The sequence below is a fragment of the Streptomyces sp. P9-2 genome, assembly GCF_051903975.1.
Taxonomy (GTDB): domain Bacteria; phylum Actinomycetota; class Actinomycetes; order Streptomycetales; family Streptomycetaceae; genus Streptomyces; species Streptomyces cellulosae.
Genome location: NZ_CP192633.1, coordinates 3,721,215 through 3,747,082, shown reverse-complemented (window position 1 = coordinate 3,747,082; position 25,868 = coordinate 3,721,215). Strand labels below are relative to the sequence as shown.

The window sequence follows — 25,868 nt, the reverse complement described above, 5'->3', positions numbered from 1 at the left end:
CAGGACGGGAGGGCACGCTTCGTGATCGTCGACTGTGGCGTCTACCAGGAGGGGCACAGGTCGGAGGGGTCCCAGGACTTCGCCGGCGCGCTGGAGCGGGCACGGTCGGCGGGAGGTTTCGTCTGGATCGGGCTGCACGAGCCGACGGCGGAGGAGTTCGACCTGGTCGCACGGGAGTTCGGACTGCATCCGCTGGCGGTGGAGGACGCCCTCAAGGCGCATCAGCGGCCCAAGCTGGAGGTGTACGACGACTCGCTCTTCGCGGTCCTCAAGCCGGTGGTGTACGAGCCGGACAGCGACACCGTGTCGTCCGGCGAGATCATGATCTTCCTCGGCGACGCGTTCGCGGTGAGCGTACGGCACGGCCGCGGCGCCCCGCTGGACGCGGTGCGGGACCGGCTGGAGCGGGAGCCGCTGCTGCAGAAGGAGGGGGCGACGGCGGTGCTGTACGCGGCCGCCGACGCCGTGGTCGACCACTACCTGGACGTGGCGACCGAACTGCAGACCGACCTGGAGGAGCTGGAGACGGAGGTCTTCACCCCCGACGCGGGCGGCTCGGGGCGGACGGCGTCCCGGATCTACGACTTCAAGCGGCAGATCCTGGAGTTCCGCCGGGCGACGGTGCCGCTGACGGCGCCCTTGGCCCGGCTGGCGGGGACCGGCGCGTCGGGGTCGCGGGTGCCGTTCGTGGAGGAGGGGGCGCGGCCGTACTTCCGTGACGTCCACGACCACCTCACGCGCGTCAACGAGTCGGTGGAGGGCCTGGACCGGCTGGTGTCGGACGTGCTGTCGGCGCATCTGGCGCAGGTCGGCGTCCAGCAGAACGACGACATGCGCAAGATCTCCGCGTGGGCGGCGATGGCCGTGGTCCCCACGATGATCGCGGGGATTTACGGCATGAACTTCGAGCACATGCCCGAACTGCACTGGACGTGGTCGTACCCGGTGGTGATCGCGCTGATGGCCGCGCTGGAGGTGGTGCTGTTCCGCACCTTCAAGCGCCGGGGGTGGCTGTGACGGTCGTCGGGCGCGGTCAGGCCGCTTCCGGCTCCGGGGTCGCGGGGCCGCTCAGCGCGTTGCGCCGCTCGGGCATCCGCAGCGAGACCATCCGGCGCCAGCCGCCGAGGCGCTCGTACAGGTACACGCCGTGGATGCCGGCCGCCAGCAGCGCCGCCTTGGGCTTCGGCCAGCCCAGGATGCGCCCCATGTGGGCCATCACGGCGAGGCTGACGTCGCGGTAGACGCGGATCTCGGCGAGCGCGCACTCGCGCAGGGTGCGCTGGATGGCACGGCCGTGTCCGGCGTAGGCGAAGCGCAGCAGTTCCTCGTGACAGTAGGCGAGGTGGTTGTCCTCGTCGTTGGAGATCATCTTCACCGCGCGGCCGACGTCGGGGTGGCCGGCGAAGTGCTTGCGCAGCAGCTCCATCTGTTCGGAGGCGCGCTGCTCGGTGACCCTGCTGTGGGCGAGGTAGGTGACGATGTCCTGGACGGTGAGCGGCTCGTCGCGCTTGAGCTTGTCGTGGGCCAGGCCGATGCCGCCCCGCTCCAGGAGCATCGTGTAGTCGGTCTCCGGAGGCACCGGGACGGGCTCCAGACCGCGCTTCTTCAGCAGGGCGTTGAAGATCCGGCCGTGCTTGTCCTCGTCGGCGCCGTGCCGGGTGATCTTGGGGGCGAGATCGCGCTGCGACTCGGGCACGAGCGCCGCGATGCGGGCGTTCTCCCAGCCGCCCTGGGACTCCCCGCTGGCCGCGATCGAGCAGAACAGCGCGAAGGACTCGTCGTTGTCGAGGATCTCCTGGAACAGGCTCTTCGCCGACAGCATGGGGCCCACCTCTCCGCGGCGTCCGCAGTCCGCGGTCCGCATGTCCACAGTTGTCGCAAAGAAGGAGTCAAATGCGGCTCCGGGGGCGCGGCAACAGGTGAGGCGGACAACTCCGCCAATTGGCGTACGTGCGGGGCGCTGGGCGGGGGAAGCGGGACGCGCGCGTGAGGGCGCGCCGGGGCGCGGAACGGGGTGTGGAACGGGGTGCGTAACCCTCTCGGGTCGCGGGCGTTGTTGTGGGTGACGGCCGTGGCGGGGTCGACCCCCGAGCCCCCACCACGGCCGCAGGACTCGGCCGCCGCCGCGGGGGACGCGGCGGCGGCCGGACGGGTCAGGCCAGGCCCGCGCGCTCCAGGGCCTCGACGCCGGCGCGCAGCGAGGCCAGCCGCTCGTCGAGGGTGAAGCCGGCCGGGGCGAGGGTGAGGGTGGTGACCCCGGCGGCCGCGTAGGCCTTCATCCGGTCGGCGATCCGGTCGACCGAGCCGAGCAGGGTGGTGCGGTCGATCAGGTCGTGCGGGATCGCGGCGGCCGCGCCCTGCTTGTCGCCGGACAGGTACTTGTCCTGGATCTCGGCGGCCTCCCGCTCGTACCCCATCCGCTGGGCGAGCTGGTTGTAGAAGTTCTGCTTGCGGCTGCCCATGCCGCCGACGTACAGCGCCGTGTAAGGGCGGAAGGTGTCGGCGAGGGTGGCCACGTCCTTGTCGTCGCCCACGGCGAGCGGGACGGTCGGGCAGATGTCGAAGCCCTTGAGGGTCTTGCCCGCCTTCTCGCGGCCCGCGCGGATGTGCTTGACGGCGGTGTCCTCGAGGTGGTCGGCGGACGGGAAGATCAGCAGGGCGCCGTCGGCGATCTCACCGGTCTGCTCGAGGTTCTTCGGGCCGATCGCGGCGATGTAGAGCGGGATGTGCTCGCGCTGCGGGTGCACGGTCAGCTTGAGGGGCTTGCCCGGGCCGCCGGGGAGGGGCAGCGTCCAGTGCTCACCCTCGAAGGAGAGGCGCTCGCGGGTCATCGCCTTGCGGATGATCTCGACGTACTCGCGGGTGCGGGCCAGCGGCTTGTCGAACTTGACGCCGTACCAGCCCTCGGAGACCTGGGGGCCGGAGACGCCGAGGCCGAGGCGGAAGCGGCCCTCGGACAGCGAGTCGAGGGTGGCCGCGGTCATCGCCGTCATGGCCGGCTGGCGGGCGGGGATCTGGAAGATGGCCGAGCCGACGTCGATGCGCTCGGTGCGGGCGGCGACGAAGGCGAGGACGGTGGCGGCGTCGGAGCCGTAGGCCTCGGCGGCCCAGCAGACCGCGTAGCCGAGGCGGTCCGCCTCCTGGGCCACGGCGAGGTTGTCCGCGTCCATTCCGGCGCCCCAGTAGCCGAGGTTGATCCCTAGCTGCATGGCCCTCTCCCCTTACCGATCAGTAACGTGACTTGCGCAGACCCTATACCTCCCGCGCCCGCGGGCAAGGGGAGCGGGAGACGCGGCGGTGCGGGTCCCGCCATGCCCGCGGGCGGTCGCGGGACGCCCGGAAAACGGTTGTCCACAGGCCCCCACACGCACAGCTCTGGCCAGTAATCTCGGCGTTCATGGAGCAGAGGCATCTCGGCCGTACCGGCCTGCGTGTGTCCCGGATCGGGCTCGGGACCCTCACCTGGGGCCGTGACACCGACGAGCACGACGCGGCAGAGCTCTTGAAGACGTTCTGGGACGCGGGCGGGACGCTGGTCGACACGGCGGACGTGTACGGCGACGGGGACGCCGAGTACCTGCTGGGGCGGCTGATGGACGGTCTGGTGCCGCGCCGGGACCTGGTCATCTCCACGAAGGCCGGCAGCGTGCCCGACCCGGACCGCCGGTTCGACTGCTCGCGCGGCCATCTGCTGTCCGCGCTGGACGCCTCGCTGGCCCGCCTCGGCACGGACTACGTCGACGTGTGGCACGTCCACTCCTACGATCCGGCCACCCCGCTGGAGGAGACGCTCCAGGCGCTGGACATCGCCGTCGCCAGCGGCCGCGTGCGGTACGCGGGCGTGTCCAACTTCTGCGGCTGGCAGCTCGCCAAGGCCGCGACCTGGCAGCTCGCCGCGCCGGGCGCGCGGACACGTCTGGCGAGCACCCAGATGGAGTACTCACTGCTGCAGCGCGGGGTGGAGCGGGAGGTGCTGCCGGCCGCGGTCGACCTCGGCATCGGCATGCTGCCGTCCTCCCCGCTCGGACGGGGCGTGCTCACCGGCAAGTACCGCGGTGACGCCACCCCGGCCGACTCGCGCGGCGCCTCGGAGCATCTCGCGCCGTTCGTCGCGCCGTACCTGGACGACACGGCGAGCCGGATCGTGGACGCGGTGACGACGGCGGCGGACGGGCTCGCGGTGACCGCGCTGCAGGTGGCGCTCGCGTGGGTGCGCGACCGGCCGGGGGTGACCGCGCCGATCGTGGGGGCGCGCACGGCGCAGCAGCTCACGGCGGCGTTGTCAGTGGAGGCGCTTAGTCTTCCTGACGAGATCTGCCGGGCGCTCGACGACGTGTCGGCTCCGGTGCACCGCTATCCCGATCACGACTGGAGCACGCTGTGAGCACGCCGGAGACCCCTGAGGAGCCGAGGAGCGCGGACGACGGCACGCCCGCCGAGGGCGCGCAGGTGTCCGAGGCCGAGGCGGAGCTGGCCGCGCAGCGTCTGGAGCGGGAGCGGATCGAGCGGCGCAAGGCGGAGCGGCAGGGCCCGATCGAGGCCGGGACCAAACTCAGCGGCACGGCTGCCGAACTGCTCGCCGCCGTACGGGCCGTGGAGAGCGGCGAGAAGCCGCCGGCCACGGTGTTCGAGGAGCGGCCCGCGCCGCGGCGGCCCGCGCCCGAGCCGGTGCGGCGGGCCCCGGTGGTCGCCGAGGGTCCGGCCGCGCCCGCCGAGGGCACCGTGGACGGGGTGCGGGAGGTGCTGACGCGGGGCGGTGCGCCCGCCTCGCTCGCCGGGCCGGCCGCCGCGGCGCTGGGTGAGGGCGCCGCCGAGCTGCTGCGGGAGGACCCCTGGCAGCTGCTGCGGGTGCCGGGCGTCCGGCCCGAGCAGGCGGACGGGTTCGCCCGCGCGCTGCTCGCCGGTGAGGCCGGGCCCGGCGACGAGCGGCGGGGCCGCGCGCTGACCGTCTGGCTGCTGGAGCAGGCCGCGCCCGCCGGGCACACGGTGCTGGAGATGTCCGCGCTCACCGAGGCGCTGGGCCGCCAGGGCGTGCCGGAGCCGGAGGACGCGGTGCGGAACGCCATCGCCGAGGGGGACGTCCTCGTGTTCCAGGACGCGATCGGCGAGCCGGCCGGGGAGGACGAGGAGCAGCCCGTCCGGGTGCTGGTCGGTCTGGAGCGCTGCGCCCTCGCCGAGGAGAGTCTCGCCGACGGACTGGCCCGGCTGATCAACTCGGCGCCCAAGCAGGACGGGGCGGCCGAGGACTGGGAGCGGGCGGCCGCCGCGGCGGAGGGTTCCGCGGCCGACCTGATCCGCGCGGCCTCGGGGCACGGGCTGGTGCTGCACACCGGTGGGGAGGCCGCGCTGGCCGAGCCCGCGGCGCTGCTGGACGCGGCGCACGGCATGGGACTGCGCGCCTGGGCGGCCACGCACAGCCCGGTCGGGCGGGAGCGGTTCGCCTCCCGCGTCGACGGCCCGGGGGTCGCCACGGTCGCGGGGCTGCTGTCCGGCGCGGAGGGGCCCGGGCGGGACCCGGAGGGCGCGCTGGCCGTGGATCTGCTGGTGGTGCTGGACGCGCCGCAGCTCGACGTGGAGACCGGCGCGCTGCTCACGGAGTCGTTGCCGGACGGGGCGCGGCTGGTGCTGTCCGGCGACCCGGCGGTGCTGTGGTCGGTGGGCCCCGGACGGGTGTTCGCGGACCTGCTGGCGGTGCGGGCCTGCCCGCAGGCCGCCTCCCGGCGCCCGGATCCGGGGCCGCTGGGTGAGCTGGTCTCGGGCGTCGGCGTGGGCGAGCTGCTCCAGGTGGAGGCCCCCGAGAAGGAGGTCGTCATCGTGCCCGTGCGGGACGCGGGCGAGGCGGTGCACCGGACCGTCCAACTGGTCGCGGACTCCGTGCCGCGCGCCATCGGCGTGCCCGCCGAGGAGACGCAGGTGATCAGCCCGGGCCACGGGGGCGCGGTCGGCACGCGCGTGCTGAACGCGGCGCTGAAGGAACGGCTGAACCCGGGCCCCGGCCGCTTCGCAGGCTTCGACCCCGGCGACCGGGTCGCCTACTCTCCCGCTCCCGGCCGCAGCCTGCCGGGCCGTGTGGCCGGAGCCGACGGCGAGGGTCTGCGCCTGGACTGCGGGGGCGAGGAGGTCGTGGTGCCGCGCGACCGCGTGGAGCAGACGGTCCGCCACGGCTGGGCGCTGACCGCGCACCAGGCGGTGGGCGCCCGCTGGCCCGCGGCGGTGGTGGTCCTCCCCGGCGACGCGGTCCCCGCCCTCAGCCGCCCCTGGATCTACACGGCCTTCAGCCGAGCCGACCGCCACCTGTCGGTGGTCCACGGGGTGGACCAGGCGCTGCAGCGGGCGGTCGCGGAAGTCCCGGCAAAGCCGCGCACGACCCGATTGCCTGTCCTCCTGGCACCCCAGTTGCCGGGGGCGGCGGAGTAGCTCTCGAGGCGCGCCTGGCTCCGTCCGGGAGCCACCCGGTGCCGTACACACGTCGGCGGCGGCACCCCGGGGGGTGTCGCCGCCGACGTGTCATCTCAGCGGTCCGCGTCCAGTGGTTCCAGGTCTTCGTCCGCCTCGGGGGACAACGCCGTTTCCAGGTCGTCGTCCTCCTCCTCGTCCTCGTCGTCGTCGAAGACCGCGCTGACGTCGAAGCGGCACACCACCGTCTCCGGGTCCACCTGCTCGAAGGGGGCCTCAAGCCACTCGCCGGGGTCCGGGATCTCGTCCGATGCCGTGACCCAGAGCGTGGAGTCGCCCTCCTCCAGGCCGAACTCCTTGTGCCGGGAGGCGATCTCGTCCGGTTCGTACTCCCCGAACAGCAGGCCCAGCGCGCCGTGGACCGTGCTGGAGGCCTCCGAACTCTCGTCGTCCGCCTCCTCGATCCGCTGGGCGTGCGCCAGCAGCCGCTGCGGCTCGACGACGGCGTAGTCGCGGCGGATCAGCACGCTCAGGGCGTTCGGTTCCTCGGGGCCGCCGTACGGGGGCAGGGCCTCCTCGGCACTGGGGATCTCGAAGGGCGTGACCTCGTCGTAGCGGTCGTAGAGCAGTTCGTCGTACGTCTCCGCGGCCGCGGCCAGCTGGTTGAAGGCCTCGTAGACGGCCGGGTCGTCGTCACCCGACCGGCTCTCGACCGCGGCCAGGTGGCGGTCGAGCGCGGTCTTCACCGCCTCGGCGGCGGCGCGTACCTCGGCAGCGGTGGGCTGCGCAGCATCAGACATAGTGCAGACGCTATCCGTACCGGGGCCCGGCCCGCACAATAGATGCGATGCCGGAATACGAATTTGTCGACGTGTACGTGCCGCGCGGGGTCTCCCGCAAGGAGACGGCGCGTCTGCTGACGGACCATGCCGAGTACGGTCACTGGGAGTTGTACCGCCTGACGCTGATGCGTGACGGCAGCCGCAGGGTGCGGCTGCGGCGGCGGATCATCCGCCAGGTGCGCGCCACCTGGTGAGCTGAGCGCGCCCGACCGGAGTCACCAGGCGGAGCGGACCCCGCGTCGGTCGCGGGGTCCGCTCCGTGTGTCCGAGATCACGCCGCGGCGCGCGCCCTGCGGTACAGGATGCCGCCGGCGAGCAGCGCGCCCGCGCCGGCCGGCAGCACCAGGCCGAGCGGCAGCTCACTGCCGGTCTCGGCGAGCTGAGCGTCGCCCTGCGGGCCCGGCTGGTTGCCGGTGGAGGGGGTGTCCGGAGTGCCGGGCGTACCGGGCTCGCCGGGCTCACCCGGGTTGCCGGGCTCACCCGGGTTGCCGGGCTCACCAGGGTTACCGGGCTCACCAGGGTTACCGGGCTCACCAGGGTTACCGGGCTCACCAGGGTTGCCGGGCTCTCCGGGCTCCCCCGGGTTCCCCGGCTCACCGGGCTCTCCCGGCTCCCCCGGGTTCCCCGGCTCACCGGGCTCGCCCGGGTGACCCCCGTCGTGTCCCGTGTTGGCGCAGTCGTTGTCGGCCGCCCCGTTGCCGATGCCGATGACGTCCACGCTGTTGCCGCAGACGTTCACCGGTACGTGCACCGGCGCCTCCACCACGTTGCCGGAGGCCACGCCGGGCGAGCCGGTCGCCTTGCCGTGGGCGTGCGAGCCGCCGTGGTGGCCGGAGCCGCCCTTGTTGGCGCAGACGTTGCCGACCGCCGGGTTGAGGACCCCGACGACGTTGACCGTGTTGCCGCAGACGTTCACCGGCACGTGCACCGGCGCCTGCACCACGTTGCCGGAGAGCACGCCCGGCGAGCCCTGGGCAGCGCCCGTCGCGCCGGAGTCGGCATGGGCGGCCCCGCCCGCGGCGGCGAGCACACCGGTGGCGGCGGCCATGGTCATCAAGCCCTTGCGGGTGACCTGTCGCATTGCTGAATTCCCTGTCCTCGGACCTGCTGCCGGGAGACGGAACGTGCCGCGTCCCGGAATTCTCGACGAATGAGGAACCGGTCGGCCCCGGAGCGCATGGCGCGCGCTCCGGGGCCGACGGGCTCGAACCCTCAGCGGGCGTTGCCCAGAGGGCGAGACACGAACGTCACGCGTTGACGCAGGTGTTGCCGAAGGCGGGGTTCAGCAGCCCGATCACGGAGATCGTGTTGCCGCAGACGTTCACGGGAACGTGAACCGGCACCTGCACGACGTTGCCGGACAGGACGCCCGGGCTGTGCACGGCGGCACCCTGGGCACCCGAGTCGGCGGCGGCCATGCCCGCGCCCGCGAGAACCAGACCACCCGTGGCGGCCGCGACGGCGACGACCTTCTTCAGCATGTGTTCCTCCTAGTTGGCAATGTGATCCAAAGTCGCGGATCACATCACAGGTAACGAGGAGGAAGTAATGAGGCTACGAGCTTATGGTCGCATTCACTCTTCCCGGTCAAGTCCGTACACCTGCCCGATTCTTGGGGATCTCCGGGAACCGGCCCTCAGGAGGCGTCCAGGAACCGGTCGAGCACGCGGACGCCGAACTTGAGGCCGTCCACCGGCACCCGCTCGTCGACGCCGTGGAACATGCCCGCGAAGTCCAGCTCCGGCGGCAGCTTCAGCGGAGCGAAGCCGAAGCAGCGGATGCCGAGGTCGTCGAAGGACTTGGCGTCGGTGCCGCCGGAGAGCATGTAGGGCACGGCGCGCGCGATCGGGTCCTCGGCGCTGAGCGCGGTCTGCATGGCGTCGACGAGCCGGCCGTCGAAGTCGGTCTCCAGCGCCTTGTCGGAGTGCACGTCCTCGCGCCGCACGCGCGGGCCGAGGATGCGGTCGAGGTCGGCGAGGAACTCCTCCTCGTAGCCGGGCAGGAAGCGGCCGTCGACGTGCGCGGTGGCCTGGCCGGGGATGACGTTGACCTTGTAGCCGGCGCCGAGCTGGGTGGGGGCGGCCGAGTTGCGCAGGGTGGTGCCGATCATGCGGGCGATGCCGCCGAGCTTGGCGAGGGTCTCGTCCATGTTCTCCGGGTCGAGCTCGGTGCCGAGCGCGTCGGAGAGCTCGTCCAGGAAGGCGCGGACGGTCTTGGTGACCCTGACCGGCCACTTGTGGCGGCCGAGGCGGGCGACGGCCTCGCACAGCTCGGTGATGGCGTTGTCGTCGTTGGTCATCGAGCCGTGGCCCGCGGTGCCGTCGACGGTGAGCCGCATCCAGTGCATGCCCTTCTCGGCGGTCTCGACGAGGTAGAGGCGCAGCTTCTCGTTCACCGTGAAGGAGAAGCCTCCGACCTCGCCGATCGCCTCGCTGACGCCCTCGAACAGCTCGGGGTGCTTGTGCACGAGGTGCTTCGCGCCGTACGTGCCCCCGGCCTCCTCGTCGGCGAGGAAGGCGAGGACGACGTCCCGCGGGGGCTTGCGGCCGCTGCGCATGCGCTCGCGGACGACCGCGAGGGTCATCGCGTCCATGTCCTTCATGTCGACGGCCCCGCGCCCCCACACGCACCCGTCGGCGATCTCGCCGGAGAAGGGGTGGTGGGTCCAGTCGTCCGCGTTGGCGGGCACGACGTCGGTGTGGCCGTGGATGAGCAGGGCGGGCCGCGACGGGTCCTCGCCCTCGATCCGGGCGACGGTGGAGGCGCGTCCCGGGTGGGACTCGAAGATCTGGGGCTCCAGGCCGACCTCGGCGAGCTTCTCGGCGACGTACTCGGCCGCCTTGCGCTCGCCGGGGCCCGAGTGGTCGCCGTAGTTGCTGGTGTCGATCCGGATCAGCTCGCGGCAGAGGTCCACGACCTCGTCCTCACCGGTGACGCCCTTGGCCGTGTCCGTCTCGCTCACGTGCTTCCTCCCGCTGCTGGTGTTCCCGCTGGGTTCCCCCTCATCCTCCCTCCCCGGCGCCCCGGCCCCAAGACCCGCCCCGGCCCGTCACACGCCGTTCACGCGACGGCGCGCCGGGGGTGATCGGCCACCCCGGAACACCTGGTAATGTTTATGTCGTCGCCGCGGGGGGAAACCCGCGCGACAGACACCTTGTCCGGGTGGCGGAATGGCAGACGCGCTAGCTTGAGGTGCTAGTGCCCTTTATCGGGCGTGGGGGTTCAAGTCCCCCCTCGGACACGTGGAACCGAGGGCCGCGACCGTGAGGTCGCGGCCCTCGGGCGTTGTACGGAAGGTGCTCCCCCATGACGTCTCGCACGCCCTGCCCCTGCGGTCTCCCCGGGACCTACGAGGAGTGCTGCGGCCGCTTCCACTCCGGCGCGGCCTCCGCGCCCACCGCCGAGCGGCTGATGCGGTCGCGGTACGCGGCGTTCGTGCGGCGGGACGGGGCGTACCTGCTGCGGACCTGGCACCCGCGGACCCGGCCGGCCCGCCTGGACCTCGACCCGGCGATGCGGTGGACCGGACTGGAGATCCTCGCCACGGAGGACGGCTCCGCCTTCCACTCCACCGGCACGGTGACCTTCCGCGCCTCCTACCAGGGCGGCTCCCTGCACGAGCGCAGCCGCTTCGAACGGGTCGGCGGGGCCTGGGTGTACGTGGACGGGGACTTCCCGAGCTGATCGCTCAGGCGGGCAGCCGGGTGTCGACGACGAAGGCGATCTCGACGAGCTGACCGGGGAGGGTCAGTCCGGTGACGCCGAGGACCGTGCTCGCGGGGCGGTGACCGTCGAAGTACGCCAGGTTGGCCTCGGCGGTGGCGGCGGCGTGGCGCCCGAGGTCCACCACGCAGAGGGTCTGCGAGACGATCTGGCGGCGGGTGGCCCCGTAGTGGGCGAGGACCCGGTCCATGTTCGCGTGGGTGCGCTTCAGTTGGGCGGCGAAGTCGCCGGGGTGCGGGAAGCCGCCCGCCTCGTCGAAGGCGAGCTGGCCCGAGACGTGGATCAGGTCGCCGGAGCGGATCGCCTGTGCGTAGCCGAAGTCGCTCTCGGCAGGGATCCCGTAGGTGAAGACGTCACTGGTGGAGGCCATGGGTCGGTTCGTCCTTTTCCTATCGCTCTCTTGTGGTTACCCAGGAACTGTAGGAGAGTGAGCGCCGGCCTGGAAGAACGCACCTTTTCGTAACTGGGGAACCCGATGGTGACCAAGCGTGTGCTGGCGGGACTGCCGGAGGACGCCGATCTGCGGCGCGCGGACTCCCTCGCGCGGGAGATCTTCTCGGACGTCGCCAACAAGTGGGCGCTGCTGATCATCGAGGCGCTCGGCGAGGGCACCCTGCGGTTCAGCGAGCTGCGGGACGAGGTCGAGGGCGTGAGCCACAAGATGCTCACTCAGAATCTGCGCATGCTGGAGCGCAACGGCCTGGTCGAGCGGACGGTGCACCCCACCGTGCCGCCGCGGGTCGAGTACACCTTGACCGAGCCGGGCAAGGCGCTGCGCATCGCCGTGGACGCCATCTGCGGCTGGACGCACGAGCATCTGGACCACGTCGAGCGGGCGCGGGAGCGGTTCGGCGAGCGGTGACCACGGCCGGCCGGGCCGGTCAGGGGGCCAGGATGTCGAGTTCCTGGAGGGCGCCCTCGGTGATCTCGCGGGTGAGTTTCTCCGCGCGGGCGGCGTCGCGGGCGCGGACGGCCTCCGCGAGCTGGACGTGGAGGGTGACGGCGGCCGGGTCGGGGTCCTCGAACATCACGTCGTGGTGCGTGCGTCCGGCCAGCACCTCGGCGACCACGTCGCCGAGGCGGGCGAACATCTCGTTGCCGGAGGCGGTCAGGATGACGCGGTGGAACGCCACGTCGTGGAAGAGGTAGCCCTCCAGTTTGTGGCCGCGTGAGTTCGCGACCATCCCCAGGGCGCACTCGGTGAGTTCGGCGCACTGCTCGGCCGTGGCGTTGCGCGCGGCGAGGCTCGCGGCGACCGGTTCGATCGCGGAGCGCAGCACGGTGAGGGAGCGCAACTGGCGGGGGCGGTCGGCGCCGGCCAGGCGCCAGCGGATGACCTGCGGGTCGTAGACGTTCCACTCGTGGGACGGGAGGACCGTGACGCCGACGCGGCGGCGGGACTCCACCAGGTGCATGGACTCCAGGACACGGACCACCTCGCGCATCACCGAGCGCGACACGTCGAAACGCTGGGCGAGCTCGTCGGTGCGCAGCACGCTTCCGGGCGGATACTCGCCTGCGGTGATCTCGGGGCCGAGGGTGTCCAGTACGCGGCCGTGCAGCCCCCGGCCCGTGGTGCTCATGCACTCAGCGTACGGGGCGGATCACAGGAATAAAAAGTCAGATTTATTCGTCACAGCCTCTTGAAGTTGTCGTACTTATAAGTTTCAGTTGCCGTCGGCATCATCGGCAAGGTGTCGACGAGGACAGCAGACAGTGAGGCAGCGATGAACACCCCCCACGTCGTCGTGGTCATGGGCGTCGCCGGAACGGGCAAGACCACCATCGGTCCCCTGCTCGCGGCCCGCCTCGGCGTTCCGTACGCCGAGGGCGACGACTTCCACCCGCAGAGCAACATCGCCAAGATGTCGGCGGGCACCCCGCTCACCGACGACGACCGGTGGCCGTGGCTCGACGCCATCGGCGACTGGGCGCAGGGGCGCGCGGGTCTGGGCGGTGTGGTCAGCTGCTCGGCGCTGAAGCGGTCGTACCGCGACCGGCTGCGGGCCGTCGCGCCCGGCGTGATCTTCGTCCACCTCACCGGCGACCGCGCCCTCATCGAGGACCGGATGTCGCACCGGCAGGGGCACTTCATGCCCACGGCACTGCTCGACTCCCAGTTCGCCACGCTCCAGCCGCTGGAGCCGGACGAGGCCGGGGTCGCCGTGAGCGTGACGGGCAGCCCCGAGGAGATCACCGGACGGGCGGCCACCGCCCTGACATCGCTCTCCGAGCCGGCCCCGTAAGACCCCACCCCCCACCGGCCCCCATTCCCCCGGGGCCGCACTCTCCCCCGACCCCGTACACCCTAGGGATCCACCGTGACCAGACTCAGCGTCGAGATGCTGGCAGCGGACGTACCCGAGCCGATCACCTCGGCCGGCCACGCTCAGCTGGGCATCGCCGTCCTGGCGGGCATAGCCGTCATCGTCCTGCTCATCACCAAGTTCAAGCTGCATGCCTTCCTGTCGCTGACCATCGGGTCACTGGCGCTGGGCGCCTTCGCCGGCGCGCCGCTGGACAAGGTCATCACCAGCTTCAGCACCGGGCTCGGCTCCACCGTCGCCGGTGTGGGCGTGCTGATCGCCCTGGGCGCGATCCTCGGCAAGATGCTCGCCGACTCGGGCGGCGCCGACCAGATCGTCGACACCATCCTCGCCAAGGCCAGCGGCCGCTTCATGCCGTGGGCGATGGTGCTGATCGCCTCGGTCATCGGTCTGCCGCTGTTCTTCGAGGTCGGCGTGGTGCTGCTGATCCCGGTGGTGCTGATGGTCGCCAAGCGCGGCAACTACTCGCTCATGCGCATCGGCATCCCGGCCCTCGCCGGCCTGTCCGTGATGCACGGCCTGGTGCCCCCACACCCCGGCCCGCTGGTCGCGATCGACGCGGTCGGCGCCAATCTGGGCGTGACGCTGGCGCTCGGCGTGCTCATCGCCATCCCCACCGTGGTCATCGCCGGTCCGCTGTTCTCCAAGTACGCCGCCCGCTGGGTGGACGTCCCGGCGCCCGAGCGGATGATCCCGCAGCGTCCCTCCGAGGAGCTGGAGCGGCGCCCCGGCTTCGGCGCGACGCTGGCCACGATCCTGCTGCCGGTCGTGCTGATGCTCGCCAAGGCGCTCGTCGACATCGTGATCGACGACCCCGAGCACAACGTGCAGCGCGTCTTCGACGTGATCGGCTCCCCGCTGATCGCGCTGCTCGCCGCCGTACTCGTCGGCATCTTCACCCTCGGCATGCCCGCGGGCTTCAGCAAGGAGCGCATCTCCTCCCTGGTGGAGAAGGGCCTCGCCCCGATCGCGGGCATCCTGCTGATCGTCGGCGCGGGCGGCGGCTTCAAGCAGACGCTGATCGACACCGGCGTGGGCCAGATGATCCTGGACATCTCCGAGGACTGGTCGATCCCGGCGCTGCTGCTGGCCTGGCTGATCGCGGTGGCGATCCGGCTGGCGACGGGCTCGGCGACCGTGGCGACCGTCTCGGCGGCCGGTCTGGTCGCGCCGCTCGCGGCCGACATGTCGACCACGCACGCCGCGCTGCTGGTGCTGGCCATCGGCGCCGGTTCGCTGTTCTTCAGCCACGTCAACGACGCCGGCTTCTGGCTGGTGAAGGAGTACTTCGGTCTGAACGTCGGCCAGACGATCAAGACCTGGTCGATCATGGAGACGATCATCTCGGTGGTCGCGGGGGCGCTGGTGCTCCTGCTGTCCCTGATCATCTAGCCGGATCGCGGCTCACGGCGGCCCGTCCGCCCCTCGTCGAGGGGAGGGCGGGCCGCCGTCGTGTAAGGGGCCGCGTGTGTTCAGGGCCGCGTGTGTTCAGGGCCGCGTGTGTTCAGGGCCGCCAGAGGGAGTGTTCGCGCTCGGCCCACTCCCGGCGGACCGAGCCCGTGCGCAGGCCGCGGCGGGCCTCGGGGTCGGCGAGGGCCATGCCGATGTGCCCGGCGAGGACGACGCCGACGGTCAGCGCCAGCCAGTCGTGGACGAAGGTCGCGGCGGTGCGCCGGACCACGGGGGTGAGATGGGTGAACCACATCAGCAGCCCGGTGCCGAGCATCACCAGCGTGGCCCCGGCGATCCAGGCCGCGTACAGTTTCTGCCCCGCGTTGAACTTCCCCGCAGGCCGGGACCCGGGGCGGCGGTCGCGGCGCAGGGCGGCCCGCAGCCAGACCCGGTCGTGCGGGCCGAAGCGGTTGAGCCGGCCCAGGTCGGCGCGGAACGCGCGCGAGACCAGCGCGGCCAGCACGGGGAGGGGCAGGAGCAGTCCCGACCACTGGTGGAGGGTGACGACCAGGGCGCGGCGGCCCACGAGCTGGGCGAGCTGGGGGACGTAGAGGCAGGCGGCGGTGGCCACGCAGACGCCCATGAGCAGGGCGACGGACCGGTGCGCCCGGCGCTGGACGGGGGTGAAGCGCCGTACGGTCGTGGCGGCGGGCGGGGCGTCAGCTCGTGGGGGCATCGTCGCGTCCGTTCGAGCGGCCGACCCAGGCGTCGACGTCGTAGCCGCGCAGTTCCCAGTAGCCCGGTTCGACGTCCTCGGTGACGGTGATGCCGGAGAGCCACTTGGCCGACTTGTAGAAGTACATGGGCGCCACGTAGAGGCGTGCCGGGCCGCCGTGGCCGTGGCCGATGTCCTCGTCCCGCATGCGCAGGGCGACCAGGACGTCCGCGCGGCGGGCCTGGTCGAGGGTGAGGCTCTCGGAGTACGTCCCGTCGAAGCAGGTGAAGCGCACCGCGCGGGCGGTGGGACGCACCCCGGCCGTATCCAGCAGCCGGGACAGCCGGACGCCCTCGAACGGCGTCCCGGGCACCCGCCAGCCGGTCACGCACTGGACGTCCCGCACGATGCGGGTCTGCGGCAGCGCCTTCAGGTCGGCGAGGGCGTAGGAGGCGGGGCGGTCGACGAGGCCGTCGACGGTGAGCCGGTAGGTGCGGGCGTCCTCGCGCGGGACGGACGCGGCGACCGAGTAGTAGCGGAAGCCGCCGCCGTTGGGGAGGAGTCCGGTCAGGCCGGTGGGGTCGCGGTCGGCGGCGCCGGCGAGGAAGGACTCCAGGCCGCGCTGGAGGGAGGGCGCGGCGGCCAGGCCGAGCGCGCCGAGGCCGAGGGTGCCGAGCAGGACGCGGCGGCCGACGGGCGCTCCGCGCGCGTCCGGGTCGCCGGCGCCCGGGACGTCCCGGCCCTGCGAGGGGTGTTCGGGTTTCACCCCCTCATTCGAGCACCCGCGGCCCCTGGGAGACCAGGGAACGCGGGCGCTCGTCAGACTTCGGTAAGGCGCGGGGGCGGAGCTACGGGGTGCGCTCGGCCTCCTTCTCCAGCTGGAACGCCTCGTTGCCCAGGCCGATGCGGGCGTGCGTCTCGGGGGCGCGGGCGCGCAGAACCGCGCCCTGGACAAGTCCGATCACGAGGGCGAGGCCGATGACGCCGGGCAGGATCCAGCGCAGGGCGGAGTCCGGGCCGGCGCCGACCAGCACGTCGAAGTCCTTGACCGTGTACCCGGCGATCACCACGAGGGCGATGCCGGCGACCGCCGAGGTGGCCAGGCGCCAGGCCTGGGCGCTCGCGGCGCCGCGCCGTACGAAGAAGACGACGACGGACAGCGAGGCGATGGCCATCAGGACGATGACGCCGAGCGCGCCGATGTTGCCGCCCCAGGTGAACAGGTGCAGCACGGGCGCGGTCGGGTCGCCGGTCGGCTTGTCGTCGGTGAGCGCGAAGACCAGCACCAGCACCACGGCGATGCCGGTCTGGAGCAGGGAGCCGGTGCCGGGGGCGCCGCTGGAGCCGGTGGTGCGGCCGAAGGCGGCGGGCAGCAGGCCCTCGCGGCCCATGGCGAAGGCGTAGCGGGCGACGACGTTGTGGAAGCTGAGCATGGCGGCGAACATGCCCGTCACGAACAGCACGTGCAGCACGTCGGTGAAGGTGGAGCCGAGCCGGTCCTCGGTGAGGAAGAACAGCAGGCCCGCGCTCTGCTCCTGGGAGGTGGCCACGATCGAGGCGGGGCCGGTGGCGACGGTGAGCGCCCAGCTGCTGAGGGCGAAGAAGACGGCGACACCGGTGACGGCGAGGAACATCACGCGCGGCACCAGGACGTGCGGCCTGCTGGTCTCCTCCGCGTAGACCGGCGCCTGCTCGAAGCCGAGGAAGGCCGCGATGCAGAAGCACAGGGCGGTGCCGACGCCCGCGCCGGTGAGGGTGTCCGGGTTGAAGGCGTGCAGCGACAGGCCCTCGTTGCCGGGGTCGGCGACGGCGGCGATGTCGAAGACGACGACCAGCAGCACCTCGATGACCAGCAGGACGCCGAGCACCTTCGCGTTGACGTCGATCTTCAGCCAGCCGAGCACGCCCACGGCGAGCGCGGCGGCGAGCGCCGGTATCCACCAGGCGACCTCGAGGTCGGCATAGGTGGCGAAGAGGCCGGAGACCTCGAAGCCGAAGATGCCGTAGATGCCGACCTGCAGGGAGTTGTAGGCGACGAGGGCGACCAGGGCCGCGCCCGCGCCGGCGGTGCCGCCCAGTCCGCGGGAGATGTACGCGTAGAAGGCGCCCGCGTTGTGGACGTGACGGCTCATCTCGGCGTAACCGAGGCTGAACAGCACCAGCACGGCGCCCAGGACCACGAAGAGCAGCGGCTGGCCGACGATGCCCATCACCGCGAATGTGGTGGGCATGACACCCGCGACGACCATGAGCGGGGCGGTCGCGGCGAGCACGGAGAGCAGCAGGCCCCCTGTGCCGAGGCGGTCGGCCCGCAGGGCGCGTTCCTGGCCCTTGAAGGTGCTGATCCCCTCGGCCGGGGCTCTGTTGGTGCTCGAACTGTCCGTCGTCATCTCGAGACCGTCCTTGGGTCGGTGGTGGGTGCGGGGGGCGTTTCGGGGTGGGGGTCAGGCCGTGCCCAGGGCGGCGGCGCGTGCGGTACGGAAGGCGGTGAGGCCGTCCCGGTCGGGATACGACCAGGGGGCGGGGGTGGCGTGCTCGCCGATGCGGTGGAAGAGGGCGGCGGCCTCGGCGCCCCGGCCCTCGCACACCTTGGCGTGCGCGAGGAAGTTGAGGTCGACGAGCCGGCGCGGGTGGTCCTCGTGCTCCCACTCCAGCCACCAGTCGAAGGCCGCCTTCATCACCTGCCGGGCGCGGCGTCCGACCCAGTGGCCGGAGGCGGCCGGGTCGGCGGGCTCGTGCCCCGCGGCGGCCAGGGAGCGGTAGCGCTCGGCGTGCGCGATGACCGGCAGGATGGCCAGCGGCGAGTCGGCGGGGGCCTGTTCGGCGGCCCAGTTGGCGAAGTCGTACACCTCGTGCAGCGGGTCGGGGCCCGCCTCCACGCGGCGCTCGGCGAGCCAGCCGACGACCAGGTGGTGGGCGTGGTGGTGTTCGGCGTGGCGGGTGCGGACCTGCTCGAAGATCCGGATCACGTCGCCCTCCGCGCCCAGGGAGCACTCCAGCATCAGCAGCCCGAGCCAGGGCGTCGGGTCGTGCGGCAGCTGCTCGGCGGCCTTGCGGCAGGCCTCGCGGACCCGGGCCGGCTTCTCCTTGCCGCGCAGGGCGCGCCGTACCTGGGCCATGGCCAGCAGCACGGTCGCGTCACCGGAGTCGGGCTCGGCGAGCAGCCACTCGCGGGCCCACGCGGCGCAGTACGACTCCTTCGCGAGCACCGCGATCCGGTGTCCGCGGCGGTCCCAGTCGTCCCCCGTCCTGACCAGCAGCGAGCGGGTGCTCTGCCATCGCCCCTGCGCCAGTGCGGCCCGCGCGGCGACGAGTTCGGCGTCGTCGAGGGCCTCGTCGTAGGACTGTGCCGCTCGCTTGCGGGCACGGCCGAGGGGAGGCGGGGGTGGGGACACCGCGGAACTTCCTCACGCGCTTCTCTTGTCGTCCGGCTCGGGCGAGTGGTCGGTGGCAGTGGTCGGCTGCCGATCGCCACGAGCTGATCACGGACAGCAAACCGTCAGCCAACGGATCACGTCAAGGGCACCCGGCCCTTTACACGCGTCAACTGCGGTCACGAACAGGCAACTTGTGTCGCCGGTGAACGACCTCGCGGGCCTTGACGGTGCAGGTGGGCGGCGCCCGGGGCGGGGCGGACGCTGCTTTGATGGCGGTATGAGCGAGAGCGGAACGAGTGGGACCGGCAGGAAGGCCGTCGGCGGGAGCGAGGCCGGCGGCAGCGACGTCGGCCGGAACGCGGACGAGATCCTCGACATCGTCGACGAGCACGACCGGGTGGTCGGACAGGCGCCGCGCGGCGAGGCGTACGCACGGGGGCTGCGCCACCGCTGCGTCTTCGTCCTGGCCCGGGACGCCGAGGACCGGGTCTTCGTCCACCGCCGCACCCCGACGAAGCTGGTCTTCCCGTCCCTGTACGACATGTTCGTCGGCGGGGTGGTCGGCGCGGGCGAGACGTACGACGAGGCGGCGCTGCGCGAGGCCGAGGAGGAGCTGGGCGTGAGCGGTCTGCCCGCGCCCTCGCACCTGTTCACCTTCCTGTACGACGACGGCGCCACCCGGACCTGGTGGTCGGCGGTGTACGAGGTGCGCTGCGAACTGCCGGTGCGGCCGCAGGCCGAGGAGGTGGCCTGGCACGCCTTCCTGCCCGAGGAGGAGGTTCGGCGGCGGCTCGGCGCGTGGGAGTGGGTGCCGGACGGGCTCGCGGCGTACGAGCGGTTGCGGGCGTATCGGGCCGGGCGGACGGACCGGACCTGACGGGTAAGGTCGCCCCCGTGATCGACTTTGTACGGAACGTCCGGTTGTGGTTCGCCCCCGCCGAGGTGCGGGACGACGGGGTGACGCCCGACTACCGCTTCTCCCTGGCGAACGAGCGGACGTTCCTCGCCTGGCTGCGGACCGCGCTCGCGCTGATCGGCGGCGGGTTCGCGGTGGACCAGTTCCTGCCCGGCCTGCGGTGGGGCTGGCGGGTGGGCCTGGCCCTCGCCCTGCTGGCGTCGGGTGCGCTGTGCGCGCTGCGGGCGGTCAACCACTGGGTGCGCTGCGAGCGGGCGATGCGGCGGGGGGAGGATCTGCCGGTGTCGCGCTTCCCCGCGCTGCTGGGGGTGGTGGTGGCGGGGGTGGCCGTGGTGATGGTCGTGGTGGTGCTGGTGGGGTGGGAAGGGTGACGCCCGGAGTGCTCGGGGAGCGTGATCCCGGGCTGCAGCCCGAGCGGACCCGGCTGGCGTGGCGGCGGACGACGTTGGCGGGGACGGTGGTGGCCGTGCTGGCGGGGAAGGCGGGGGTCGCGGGCGGGGCGTCGGGGAGTGTGCTGGCGGCGGGGGCGGTGTGCTGTGTGGGGTGGGTGGGGGTGTTGACGGTCGCCCATCGACGGATTCGGCGGTTGGCGGGGGACTCACGGGAGCCGGAGCGGCTGGCGGTCCGGTGGGCGGTGGGGGTTGTGGTGTGCGTCCTGTTGACGGCGGGGGGTGGGGTGGGGGTGGTGCTGGGGTAGGGGGGTTCCCGCCCCCGCCGCCCTTCCCTCCCCAACCCGGGGCTCCACCCCTGACCCCGCTCCTCAGACGCCGGACGGGCCACAAGTGGCCCGTCCGGCGTCTGAGGACGAGGCCCGCCAGGGCCGATGAGGGGGTCTGGGGGCGCAGCCCCAGGGACGGGAAGGGGCGGCGGGGGCGAACCCGACCTGCCCCCAGGCGCGCCCTACGAGCCGACCGTCACCACGATCTTGCCCCGTACGTGCCCCTCCTCGCTGCGCCGGTGCGCGTCCGCCGTCCGTTCCAGGGGGAACGTCTCCTCGACGTGGATGTCCAGCACCCCCTGGTCCGCCAGCTCCGACAGCTTGCGGAGGTCGGAAGGGTCCGGCCGGACGAACCAGTACGCCCCGCCGTACCCCGTCACCCCCGGATCCACGATCGACGCCAACCTCCCCTCCGGCACCACCAGATTCGCCGACGCCTTCAGCGCATCCCCGCCCACCGTGTCGAAGACCGCGTCCACCCCCTCGGGGGCGAGCCCCCGCACGCGTTCGGCGAGGCCCTCGCCGTAGCTCACCGGCTCCGCGCCCAACCCCCGCACGAAGTCATGGTTCCGTTCGCTCGCCGTGCCGATGACGCGCGCGCCGACATGCGCGGCGAGCTGGACCGCGACGGACCCCACCCCGCCGGCCGCCGCGTGCACCAGCACCGTCTCGCCCCGCCGCACACGCAGCACCCGGTGCAGCACCTGGTACGCCGTGAGTCCCGCGAGCGGAATCCCCGCAGCCTCCTCGAAGGAGAGCCGGCTCGGCTTGGGCGCGAGGGTGCGGACCGGGGCGGCCACCAGCTCCGCGCAGGTGCCGGCGGAGAGGACGTCCTCGCGGACGTACCCGATCACCTCGTCGCCCTCGGAGAACTCGGGGACCGCGGGCCCGGGGCGGACGACGACGCCCGCGAGGTCCCAGCCGGGGATCACCGGGAAGACGGCCGGGAGGATCGCGTCGAGATGGCCCTGGCGGGCCTTCCAGTCGACCGGGTTGACGGACACCGCCCGGACCTTCACGAGCACGTCGTCGGGGCCCAGCTTGGGGTCGTCGGCCTCGCCGTACTCGAGTACCTCGGGGCCGCCGTACCGTGCGTAGCTGATCGCCTTCATGCGTCGACCCTCCGGGGTCGGCCCCCGGCGTGCAAGCCGAATGACCCGATGTACGCCATTCGCGTCACCGGAGCAGCCGACCGGGGGCCGACGGGGGCCGACCACCACAGGGCGCTCCCCCTATCGTGGACCCGATCACGTTTCGCTCCCGGTCTGGACGGCATACCGACCGGTCGGCATCATGGGCGGGTACTGTCCGCCTGCCCACAGGAGCGACGATGAGTCCCGATCACCCGCCCGGACTGGATCTCGACCGGCTGCGCGAGCTGCTCGAACGCGAGCGGCCTGGTCTGCTCGGCGGCCCGCTCTCCGGCCGGCTGATCGAGGGCGGCAGGTCGAACCTCACCTACACGGTCACCGACGGCGCGTCGACGTGGGTGGTGCGCCGCCCGCCGCTCGGCCATGTCCTCGCCACCGCGCACGACATGAAGCGCGAGCACCGGGTGATCAGCGCCCTGCACCCGACCAGCGTGCCGGTGCCGCGTCCGGTGCTGCTGTGGGAGGACGAGGAGGTGCTGGGCGCGCCGTTCTACGTCATGGAGTACGTCGAGGGCACCCCGTACCGCACCGCCGGGCAGCTCGCCCCGCTGGGCCCCGAGCGCACCCGGAAGGCCGTGCTGAACCTGGTCGACACGCTGGTCGACCTGCACGCCGTCGACCCCGCCGAGGTCGGGCTCGAGGACTTCGGGCGTCCCGAGGGCTTCCTGGACCGGCAGCTGCGGCGCTGGGGCAAGCAGCTCGACGCCTCCCGCAACCGCGAGCTGGCCGGCATCGACGAGCTGCACGCGGCGCTCGGCCGTGAGCTGCCCGTCTCCCCCGCGCCCACCGTCGTGCACGGCGACTACCGCCTCGACAACGCGCTGATCAGCGACGACGAGTCGGTCCGCGCGGTCCTGGACTGGGAGATGTCCACGCTGGGCGACCCGCTGACGGACCTCGGTCTGCTGGTGATGTACAGCAGCCCGCTGGGGATGCCGGACTCCCCCGTGTCCACGACCGCCGAGGCCCCGGGCCATCCGACGCCGGCCGAGCTGATCGAGCGGTACGCCGCGCGGTCGGGGCGGGACGTGGCGGCGGTGTCCTGGTACACGGCGTTCGCGTGGTACAAGCTCGCCGTGATCCTGGAGGGCATCCACTACCGGTACACGCTGGGCCAGACGGTCGGAGCCGGGTTCGACCGCATCGGCGATCTGGTCCCGGTCTTCATCGAGCACAGTCTGACCACCCTTCAGGAAGGCTGACGAGACATGGACTTCGCGTTCGACGCGCGCACCGAGGAGCTGCGCGCCCGGCTCCTCGCCTTCATGGACGAGCACGTGTACCCGGCCGAGGAGGTCGTGCACGAGCAGCGGCAGCGGCTGTCCTCACTGTGGGAGAACCCGCCGGTGGTGGAGGAGCTCAAGGCGGAGGCGCGCCGGCAGGGCCTGTGGAACCTGTTCCTGCCGGACGCCGAGTACGGCGCGGGACTCACCAACCTCCAGTACGCGCCGCTCGCCGAGATCACCGGCCGGTCCCCGCAGCTCGCGCCGACCGCGACCAACTGCGCCGCGCCCGACACCGGGAACATGGAGGTGCTGGCGCAGTTCGGCGACGAGCGGCAGAAGAAGCAGTGGCTGGAGCCGCTGCTGGCGGGTGAGATCCGTTCGGCGTTCGCGATGACCGAGCCGGAGGTGGCCTCCTCGGACGCCACCAACATCACCACGCACATCCGGCGGGAGGGCGACGAGTACGTCGTCTCGGGCCGCAAGTGGTACATCTCCGGGGCCATGCACCCGGACTGCAAGATCTTCATCGTGATGGGCAAGACCGACCCGGACGGGCCGGACATCCGCCGCCAGCAGTCCATGGTCCTGGTCCCGCGGGACACCCCGGGCGTCACCGTGAAGCGGGCGATGCAGGTCTTCGGCTACGAGGACCACTACCACGGCGGCCACGCCGAGGTGGTCTTCGACGAGGCGCGGGTGCCGGTGTCGAACCTGATCGGTGAGGAGGGCGGCGGGTTCGCCATCGCCCAGGCACGGCTCGGTCCGGGCCGGATCCACCACTGCATGCGGCTGATCGGCATGGCCGAGCGGGCGATCGAGCTGATGTGCCGCCGCGCGGTGTCCCGGGAGGCGTTCGGCAAGACGCTCGCCCAGCAGGGCGTGGTGCAGAACTGGATCGCGGACGCGCGGGTCGCGGTGGAGCAGCTGCGGCTGCTGGTGCTGAAGACGGCCTGGATGATGGACACCGTCGGCAACCGGGGCGCGCACACCGAGATCCAGGCCATCAAGATCGCCACCCCGCGCACGGTGGTCGGCATCCTCGACCGGGCGATCCAGCTGTACGGCGCGGGCGGTGTGAGCCAGGACTTCCCGCTGGCCGAGCTGTACGCGGGCGCGCGCACGCTGATGCTCGCGGACGGCCCGGACGAGGTGCACCAGCGGTCGCTGGCCCGCCGGGAGATCAAGAAGTACCTGTAGGGCCTTCGACCGGCTCGTCGGGTGCCGTGAGGCGCCCGGCGGGCCGGTGACGCGTCCAGGGCCTGTCCGGCGGATCAGGTCGGGGGAAAGGCGCGGCGCCTTGCAACCCAGGTGAGCGGGGTCTGGTGCGTCCAGCCGCAAGGCGGAGGAGGGAGTCGGCGCGATGGGGGTCCCTCCCGCGCGAGCGACGCCGAGCGCGGGGGAGTCGGCGAGCGACGACAACGCCGCTGGGGGCACCCCCACGCCCGTTCAGGGCAGTGGGGGGGAGGGCGTGCCGGACCCCGCGTCCCCGGCGTGATCCGCCGGACAGACCCTAGGGACGCAGGGCGCGCAGCAGGAGGTCGGCGAGGTGGTCGGCGACCTGCTGGGGGCTGAGCGGGCCGTCGGGGCGGTACCAGGTGGACAGGTGGTGCACCGAGCCGAAGTGGTAGTCGACGACCAGGTCGGCCGGGGTGGCCGTGGAGAAGACGCCCTCGCGCTGGCCCTCCTCGATCAGCGCGCGGAACCGCTCGTGGTAGCGGCGCCGCTCGGCGCGGACCTGCTTGTTCTTCTCCGGGCTGAGGTGGTGCATGGAGCGGAAGAAGATCGACGCGTCGTCGAGGTTCTCGATGGTGGTGACGACGACGTCGGCGGCCGCGCCGCGCAGCCGCTTCTCGATGGGCTCGTCGGCGTCGGCGAACTGGTCCAGGCGCTCCTGCTGGAGGCGCAGCACGCGCGCGTAGACCTCGTGCAGCAGGTCGTCCTTGGAGCCGAAGTAGTGGTACAGCGCCCCCTTGGTGACGCCGGCCGCCTCGACGATCTCCTGCACCGAGGTGCGGTCGTAGCCCTGCTCGGCGAAGAGCCGGGTGGCGGCGGCCAGCAGCCGCTGCGGCACGGGGGTCCCGTCACCGTCCGTCGTTCTGGGCACTGCCGCCACCCGCCTTTCCGTGTTGCTGTCGGTCGTCGTGCGTCCAGGGAACGCCGTCCCCGCCGGGAGATCTTCCCACTTCACGGAACCGCCGCCGAGGGCACCGCCTCCCCGCCCAGTTTCTCCCCCGGTTCGGGGGGAGGTGCGGGCGGGTCCGTGCCGGAACCCGCCCCGTGGGGGCGGGCGGGCGCCGGCGGGCGTCAGCGGGTGGCCTCCCACTGCCGCTGGACGCGGTTCATGCCGCCGAGCCAGCGTTCGGGGTCGGTGGCGCGGGCGCGGTAGTACTCGGCGACCTCGGGGTGCGGCAGGATCAGGAAACGGTCCTGTTCGATGCCGTCGAACAGGGCGTCGGCCACGTCGTCCGGCTCGATCGCGGTGGGCTTGAGCACCAGGTCGCCGGCGCTGCCGCTGGCGTCGAGCATGTCGGTGCGCACGCCCTGCGGGCAGATCGCGTGCACCTTCACCCCGCGGTGCCGGTACGTGAGCGCCAGCCACTCGGCGAAGGCGTAGGCACCGTGCTTGGTGACGCTGTAGGGGGCGGTGCCGATCATGGTGAGGAGTCCGGCGGCGGAGACGGTGGAGACGAAGCGGCCGCTGCCGCGCTCCAGCCACTCGGGGAGCAGCGCGTGCGCCGCGCGGACGTGCGCCATCACGTTGACGTCCCAGGACAGCGCCCAGTCCTCCTCGCGGAGCGGCTCGCCGGGCTCCCCGCCGTCGCGGCCGACGCCGGCGTTGGCGCACCAGACGTCGACCGTCCCGCCGAGGGCGTCGCGGGCCTCGTCGACGATCGAGGAGGCGTCGCCCGCCACCGCGTGGCCGCCGATCTCCTCGGCGACGGCCTTGGCGCGGGCGGCGTCCAGGTCGTTGACCACGACCCGTCCCCCCTGCGCGGCGAAGCGGCGGGCGAGCGCCGCTCCGATGCCGCCCCCGGCTCCCGTGACGACCACCTTCGCACCCTGCACGGCTTGCACCATCGGTCTC

The 25,868-nt window shown here is 72.7% G+C and carries 28 protein-coding genes and 1 tRNA gene; 14 read left to right on the top strand and 15 right to left on the bottom strand.

The genetic code is table 11. The features are described 5' to 3' along the window. Nucleotides 1–21 precede the first annotated feature (21 nt). The gene (locus tag ACQY0Z_RS17155) at nt 22–1,017 is read left to right on the top strand and encodes a magnesium and cobalt transport protein CorA (RefSeq protein WP_439812494.1); all 996 of its coding nucleotides are present in this window, start codon (nt 22–24) and stop codon (nt 1,015–1,017) included. Between the two features lie 16 nt (nt 1,018–1,033). On the opposite strand, the gene ACQY0Z_RS17150 is transcribed toward ACQY0Z_RS17155, so the two are convergent. Beyond that, on the bottom strand, nt 1,034–1,822 hold the full coding sequence (locus ACQY0Z_RS17150) for a ferritin-like domain-containing protein (protein WP_439812493.1): 789 nt from the start codon (nt 1,820–1,822) through the stop codon (nt 1,034–1,036). Between the two features lie 331 nt (nt 1,823–2,153). Then, entirely contained in the window at nt 2,154–3,209 is a 1,056-nt protein-coding gene (locus ACQY0Z_RS17145) for an LLM class F420-dependent oxidoreductase (RefSeq protein WP_439812492.1), read from the bottom strand. Nucleotides 3,210–3,397: 188 nt separating this feature from the next. Between ACQY0Z_RS17145 and ACQY0Z_RS17140 the strand changes: the two genes are divergently transcribed. Further along, nucleotides 3,398–4,384 carry an aldo/keto reductase gene (locus ACQY0Z_RS17140; RefSeq protein WP_189902595.1) on the top strand — a complete coding sequence of 329 codons (987 nt, stop codon included), beginning with the start codon at nt 3,398–3,400 and terminating at the stop codon, nt 4,382–4,384. After that, nucleotides 4,381–6,417 (top strand): helix-hairpin-helix domain-containing protein, encoded by a 2,037-nt coding sequence (locus ACQY0Z_RS17135; protein ID WP_439812491.1) that lies wholly within the window; start codon nt 4,381–4,383, stop codon nt 6,415–6,417. Before ACQY0Z_RS17140 ends, ACQY0Z_RS17135 begins: the two co-directional genes overlap by 4 nt. 95 nt (nt 6,418–6,512) lie before the next feature. Here ACQY0Z_RS17135 and ACQY0Z_RS17130 read toward each other — a convergent pair whose 3' ends face one another. Beyond that, nucleotides 6,513–7,196 carry a hypothetical protein gene (locus ACQY0Z_RS17130; protein ID WP_254587818.1) on the bottom strand — a complete coding sequence of 228 codons (684 nt, stop codon included), beginning with the start codon at nt 7,194–7,196 and terminating at the stop codon, nt 6,513–6,515. Nucleotides 7,197–7,243: 47 nt separating this feature from the next. On the opposite strand from ACQY0Z_RS17130, the gene ACQY0Z_RS17125 reads away from it, so the two are divergent. Continuing rightward, complete coding sequence (locus ACQY0Z_RS17125; protein WP_004933366.1) at nt 7,244–7,432, top strand: DUF5703 family protein; 189 nt, start codon at nt 7,244–7,246, stop codon at nt 7,430–7,432. A 77-nt stretch (nt 7,433–7,509) separates the two neighbouring features. Here the strand turns inward: ACQY0Z_RS17125 and ACQY0Z_RS17120 are convergent, their stop codons facing one another. The 3 genes from ACQY0Z_RS17120 to ACQY0Z_RS17110 form a co-directional block, all read right to left on the bottom strand. Continuing rightward, complete coding sequence (locus ACQY0Z_RS17120) at nt 7,510–8,319, bottom strand: chaplin (protein WP_439812490.1); 810 nt, start codon at nt 8,317–8,319, stop codon at nt 7,510–7,512. A gap of 166 nt (nt 8,320–8,485) precedes the next feature. After that, nucleotides 8,486–8,719, bottom strand: a complete 234-nt coding sequence (gene chpH / locus ACQY0Z_RS17115) for a chaplin ChpH (protein WP_006135972.1) — start codon at nt 8,717–8,719, stop codon at nt 8,486–8,488. Between the two features lie 155 nt (nt 8,720–8,874). Beyond that, nucleotides 8,875–10,200, bottom strand: a complete 1,326-nt coding sequence (locus ACQY0Z_RS17110) for a M20/M25/M40 family metallo-hydrolase (RefSeq protein WP_347225939.1) — start codon at nt 10,198–10,200, stop codon at nt 8,875–8,877. Nucleotides 10,201–10,394: 194 nt separating this feature from the next. On the opposite strand from ACQY0Z_RS17110, the gene ACQY0Z_RS17105 reads away from it, so the two are divergent. Together ACQY0Z_RS17105 and ACQY0Z_RS17100 are read left to right on the top strand one after the other, a co-directional pair. Further along, nucleotides 10,395–10,479: transfer RNA gene (locus ACQY0Z_RS17105), tRNA-Leu, on the top strand. Nucleotides 10,480–10,544: 65 nt separating this feature from the next. After that, nucleotides 10,545–10,922, top strand: coding sequence for a YchJ family protein (locus ACQY0Z_RS17100; protein ID WP_347225940.1), 378 nt, complete (start codon nt 10,545–10,547; stop codon nt 10,920–10,922). 4 nt (nt 10,923–10,926) lie between these two features. On the opposite strand, the gene ACQY0Z_RS17095 is transcribed toward ACQY0Z_RS17100, so the two are convergent. After that, nucleotides 10,927–11,331, bottom strand: a complete 405-nt coding sequence (locus tag ACQY0Z_RS17095) for a RidA family protein (protein ID WP_347225941.1) — start codon at nt 11,329–11,331, stop codon at nt 10,927–10,929. 105 nt (nt 11,332–11,436) lie between these two features. On the opposite strand from ACQY0Z_RS17095, the gene ACQY0Z_RS17090 reads away from it, so the two are divergent. After that, nucleotides 11,437–11,823, top strand: coding sequence for a winged helix-turn-helix transcriptional regulator (locus ACQY0Z_RS17090; protein ID WP_189902581.1), 387 nt, complete (start codon nt 11,437–11,439; stop codon nt 11,821–11,823). A 19-nt stretch (nt 11,824–11,842) separates the two neighbouring features. Here ACQY0Z_RS17090 and ACQY0Z_RS17085 read toward each other — a convergent pair whose 3' ends face one another. Further along, a complete protein-coding gene (locus ACQY0Z_RS17085; protein ID WP_019522732.1) occupies nt 11,843–12,544 on the bottom strand; it encodes a FadR/GntR family transcriptional regulator in 702 nt (233 codons plus the stop codon). Nucleotides 12,545–12,688: 144 nt separating this feature from the next. Between ACQY0Z_RS17085 and ACQY0Z_RS17080 the strand changes: the two genes are divergently transcribed. Both ACQY0Z_RS17080 and ACQY0Z_RS17075 read left to right on the top strand, forming a co-directional pair. Next, complete coding sequence (locus ACQY0Z_RS17080) at nt 12,689–13,207, top strand: gluconokinase (RefSeq protein WP_254587822.1); 519 nt, start codon at nt 12,689–12,691, stop codon at nt 13,205–13,207. Between the two features lie 75 nt (nt 13,208–13,282). Further along, nucleotides 13,283–14,680, top strand: coding sequence for a GntP family permease (locus ACQY0Z_RS17075; RefSeq protein WP_189902577.1), 1,398 nt, complete (start codon nt 13,283–13,285; stop codon nt 14,678–14,680). 112 nt (nt 14,681–14,792) lie between these two features. Here ACQY0Z_RS17075 and ACQY0Z_RS17070 read toward each other — a convergent pair whose 3' ends face one another. The 4 genes from ACQY0Z_RS17070 to ACQY0Z_RS17055 form a co-directional block, all read right to left on the bottom strand. Further along, nucleotides 14,793–15,416, bottom strand: coding sequence for a cytochrome b/b6 domain-containing protein (locus ACQY0Z_RS17070; RefSeq protein ID WP_189902575.1), 624 nt, complete (start codon nt 15,414–15,416; stop codon nt 14,793–14,795). Then, the gene (locus tag ACQY0Z_RS17065; protein ID WP_439812489.1) at nt 15,400–16,161 is read right to left on the bottom strand and encodes a molybdopterin-dependent oxidoreductase; all 762 of its coding nucleotides are present in this window, start codon (nt 16,159–16,161) and stop codon (nt 15,400–15,402) included. The genes ACQY0Z_RS17070 and ACQY0Z_RS17065 overlap by 17 nt, the downstream gene beginning before the upstream one ends. A gap of 82 nt (nt 16,162–16,243) precedes the next feature. Further along, the gene (locus tag ACQY0Z_RS17060; RefSeq protein ID WP_254588529.1) at nt 16,244–17,785 is read right to left on the bottom strand and encodes an APC family permease; all 1,542 of its coding nucleotides are present in this window, start codon (nt 17,783–17,785) and stop codon (nt 16,244–16,246) included. Between the two features lie 54 nt (nt 17,786–17,839). Next, entirely contained in the window at nt 17,840–18,790 is a 951-nt protein-coding gene (locus tag ACQY0Z_RS17055; protein ID WP_347225942.1) for a hypothetical protein, read from the bottom strand. Nucleotides 18,791–19,049: 259 nt separating this feature from the next. Here ACQY0Z_RS17055 and ACQY0Z_RS17050 point away from each other — a divergent pair, with 259 nt between their 5' ends. From ACQY0Z_RS17050 to ACQY0Z_RS17040, 3 genes are read left to right on the top strand one after another with little or no spacing between them, the layout of a single operon-like run. After that, nucleotides 19,050–19,649, top strand: a complete 600-nt coding sequence (locus ACQY0Z_RS17050; protein WP_254588531.1) for an NUDIX hydrolase — start codon at nt 19,050–19,052, stop codon at nt 19,647–19,649. A 17-nt stretch (nt 19,650–19,666) separates the two neighbouring features. Next, nucleotides 19,667–20,059: a YidH family protein gene (locus ACQY0Z_RS17045; protein ID WP_189902569.1), complete on the top strand. Its 393-nt coding sequence runs from the start codon at nt 19,667–19,669 to the stop codon at nt 20,057–20,059. Continuing rightward, nucleotides 20,047–20,385 (top strand): DUF202 domain-containing protein, encoded by a 339-nt coding sequence (locus ACQY0Z_RS17040; protein WP_439812488.1) that lies wholly within the window; start codon nt 20,047–20,049, stop codon nt 20,383–20,385. Before ACQY0Z_RS17045 ends, ACQY0Z_RS17040 begins: the two co-directional genes overlap by 13 nt. 203 nt (nt 20,386–20,588) lie before the next feature. Here ACQY0Z_RS17040 and ACQY0Z_RS17035 read toward each other — a convergent pair whose 3' ends face one another. Then, nucleotides 20,589–21,518 carry an NADP-dependent oxidoreductase gene (locus tag ACQY0Z_RS17035; protein ID WP_189902567.1) on the bottom strand — a complete coding sequence of 310 codons (930 nt, stop codon included), beginning with the start codon at nt 21,516–21,518 and terminating at the stop codon, nt 20,589–20,591. A 218-nt stretch (nt 21,519–21,736) separates the two neighbouring features. Here ACQY0Z_RS17035 and ACQY0Z_RS17030 point away from each other — a divergent pair, with 218 nt between their 5' ends. Both ACQY0Z_RS17030 and ACQY0Z_RS17025 read left to right on the top strand, forming a co-directional pair. Continuing rightward, on the top strand, nt 21,737–22,759 hold the full coding sequence (locus tag ACQY0Z_RS17030; protein ID WP_439812487.1) for a phosphotransferase family protein: 1,023 nt from the start codon (nt 21,737–21,739) through the stop codon (nt 22,757–22,759). A gap of 6 nt (nt 22,760–22,765) precedes the next feature. Next, complete coding sequence (locus ACQY0Z_RS17025) at nt 22,766–23,980, top strand: acyl-CoA dehydrogenase family protein (protein ID WP_439812486.1); 1,215 nt, start codon at nt 22,766–22,768, stop codon at nt 23,978–23,980. Nucleotides 23,981–24,293: 313 nt separating this feature from the next. Here ACQY0Z_RS17025 and ACQY0Z_RS17020 read toward each other — a convergent pair whose 3' ends face one another. Beyond that, a complete protein-coding gene (locus ACQY0Z_RS17020; protein ID WP_019522745.1) occupies nt 24,294–24,887 on the bottom strand; it encodes a TetR/AcrR family transcriptional regulator in 594 nt (197 codons plus the stop codon). Nucleotides 24,888–25,087: 200 nt separating this feature from the next. Continuing rightward, a complete protein-coding gene (locus tag ACQY0Z_RS17015) occupies nt 25,088–25,861 on the bottom strand; it encodes an SDR family oxidoreductase (protein WP_189902561.1) in 774 nt (257 codons plus the stop codon). Between the last annotated feature and the right edge of the window lie 7 nt (nt 25,862–25,868).

Excerpts from the sequence above, each read along its gene's own strand:
- ACQY0Z_RS17150 (WP_439812493.1), bottom strand. The coding sequence starts at position 1,822 with ATGCTGTCGGCGAAGAGCCTGTTCCAGGAGATCCTCGACAACGACGAG.
- ACQY0Z_RS17145 (WP_439812492.1), bottom strand. The coding sequence starts at position 3,209 with ATGCAGCTAGGGATCAACCTCGGCTACTGGGGCGCCGGAATGGACGCG.
- ACQY0Z_RS17140 (WP_189902595.1), top strand. The coding sequence starts at position 3,398 with ATGGAGCAGAGGCATCTCGGCCGTACCGGCCTGCGTGTGTCCCGGATC.
- ACQY0Z_RS17130 (WP_254587818.1), bottom strand. The coding sequence starts at position 7,196 with ATGTCTGATGCTGCGCAGCCCACCGCTGCCGAGGTACGCGCCGCCGCC.
- ACQY0Z_RS17125 (WP_004933366.1), top strand. The coding sequence starts at position 7,244 with ATGCCGGAATACGAATTTGTCGACGTGTACGTGCCGCGCGGGGTCTCC.
- ACQY0Z_RS17120 (WP_439812490.1), bottom strand. The coding sequence starts at position 8,319 with ATGCGACAGGTCACCCGCAAGGGCTTGATGACCATGGCCGCCGCCACC.
- chpH (WP_006135972.1), bottom strand. The coding sequence starts at position 8,719 with ATGCTGAAGAAGGTCGTCGCCGTCGCGGCCGCCACGGGTGGTCTGGTT.
- ACQY0Z_RS17100 (WP_347225940.1), top strand. The coding sequence starts at position 10,545 with ATGACGTCTCGCACGCCCTGCCCCTGCGGTCTCCCCGGGACCTACGAG.
- ACQY0Z_RS17095 (WP_347225941.1), bottom strand. The coding sequence starts at position 11,331 with ATGGCCTCCACCAGTGACGTCTTCACCTACGGGATCCCTGCCGAGAGC.
- ACQY0Z_RS17090 (WP_189902581.1), top strand. The coding sequence starts at position 11,437 with ATGGTGACCAAGCGTGTGCTGGCGGGACTGCCGGAGGACGCCGATCTG.
- ACQY0Z_RS17085 (WP_019522732.1), bottom strand. The coding sequence starts at position 12,544 with ATGAGCACCACGGGCCGGGGGCTGCACGGCCGCGTACTGGACACCCTC.
- ACQY0Z_RS17080 (WP_254587822.1), top strand. The coding sequence starts at position 12,689 with ATGAACACCCCCCACGTCGTCGTGGTCATGGGCGTCGCCGGAACGGGC.
- ACQY0Z_RS17070 (WP_189902575.1), bottom strand. The coding sequence starts at position 15,416 with ATGCCCCCACGAGCTGACGCCCCGCCCGCCGCCACGACCGTACGGCGC.
- ACQY0Z_RS17060 (WP_254588529.1), bottom strand. The coding sequence starts at position 17,785 with ATGACGACGGACAGTTCGAGCACCAACAGAGCCCCGGCCGAGGGGATC.
- ACQY0Z_RS17050 (WP_254588531.1), top strand. The coding sequence starts at position 19,050 with ATGAGCGAGAGCGGAACGAGTGGGACCGGCAGGAAGGCCGTCGGCGGG.
- ACQY0Z_RS17035 (WP_189902567.1), bottom strand. The coding sequence starts at position 21,518 with ATGAAGGCGATCAGCTACGCACGGTACGGCGGCCCCGAGGTACTCGAG.
- ACQY0Z_RS17030 (WP_439812487.1), top strand. The coding sequence starts at position 21,737 with ATGAGTCCCGATCACCCGCCCGGACTGGATCTCGACCGGCTGCGCGAG.
- ACQY0Z_RS17025 (WP_439812486.1), top strand. The coding sequence starts at position 22,766 with ATGGACTTCGCGTTCGACGCGCGCACCGAGGAGCTGCGCGCCCGGCTC.
- ACQY0Z_RS17015 (WP_189902561.1), bottom strand. The coding sequence starts at position 25,861 with ATGGTGCAAGCCGTGCAGGGTGCGAAGGTGGTCGTCACGGGAGCCGGG.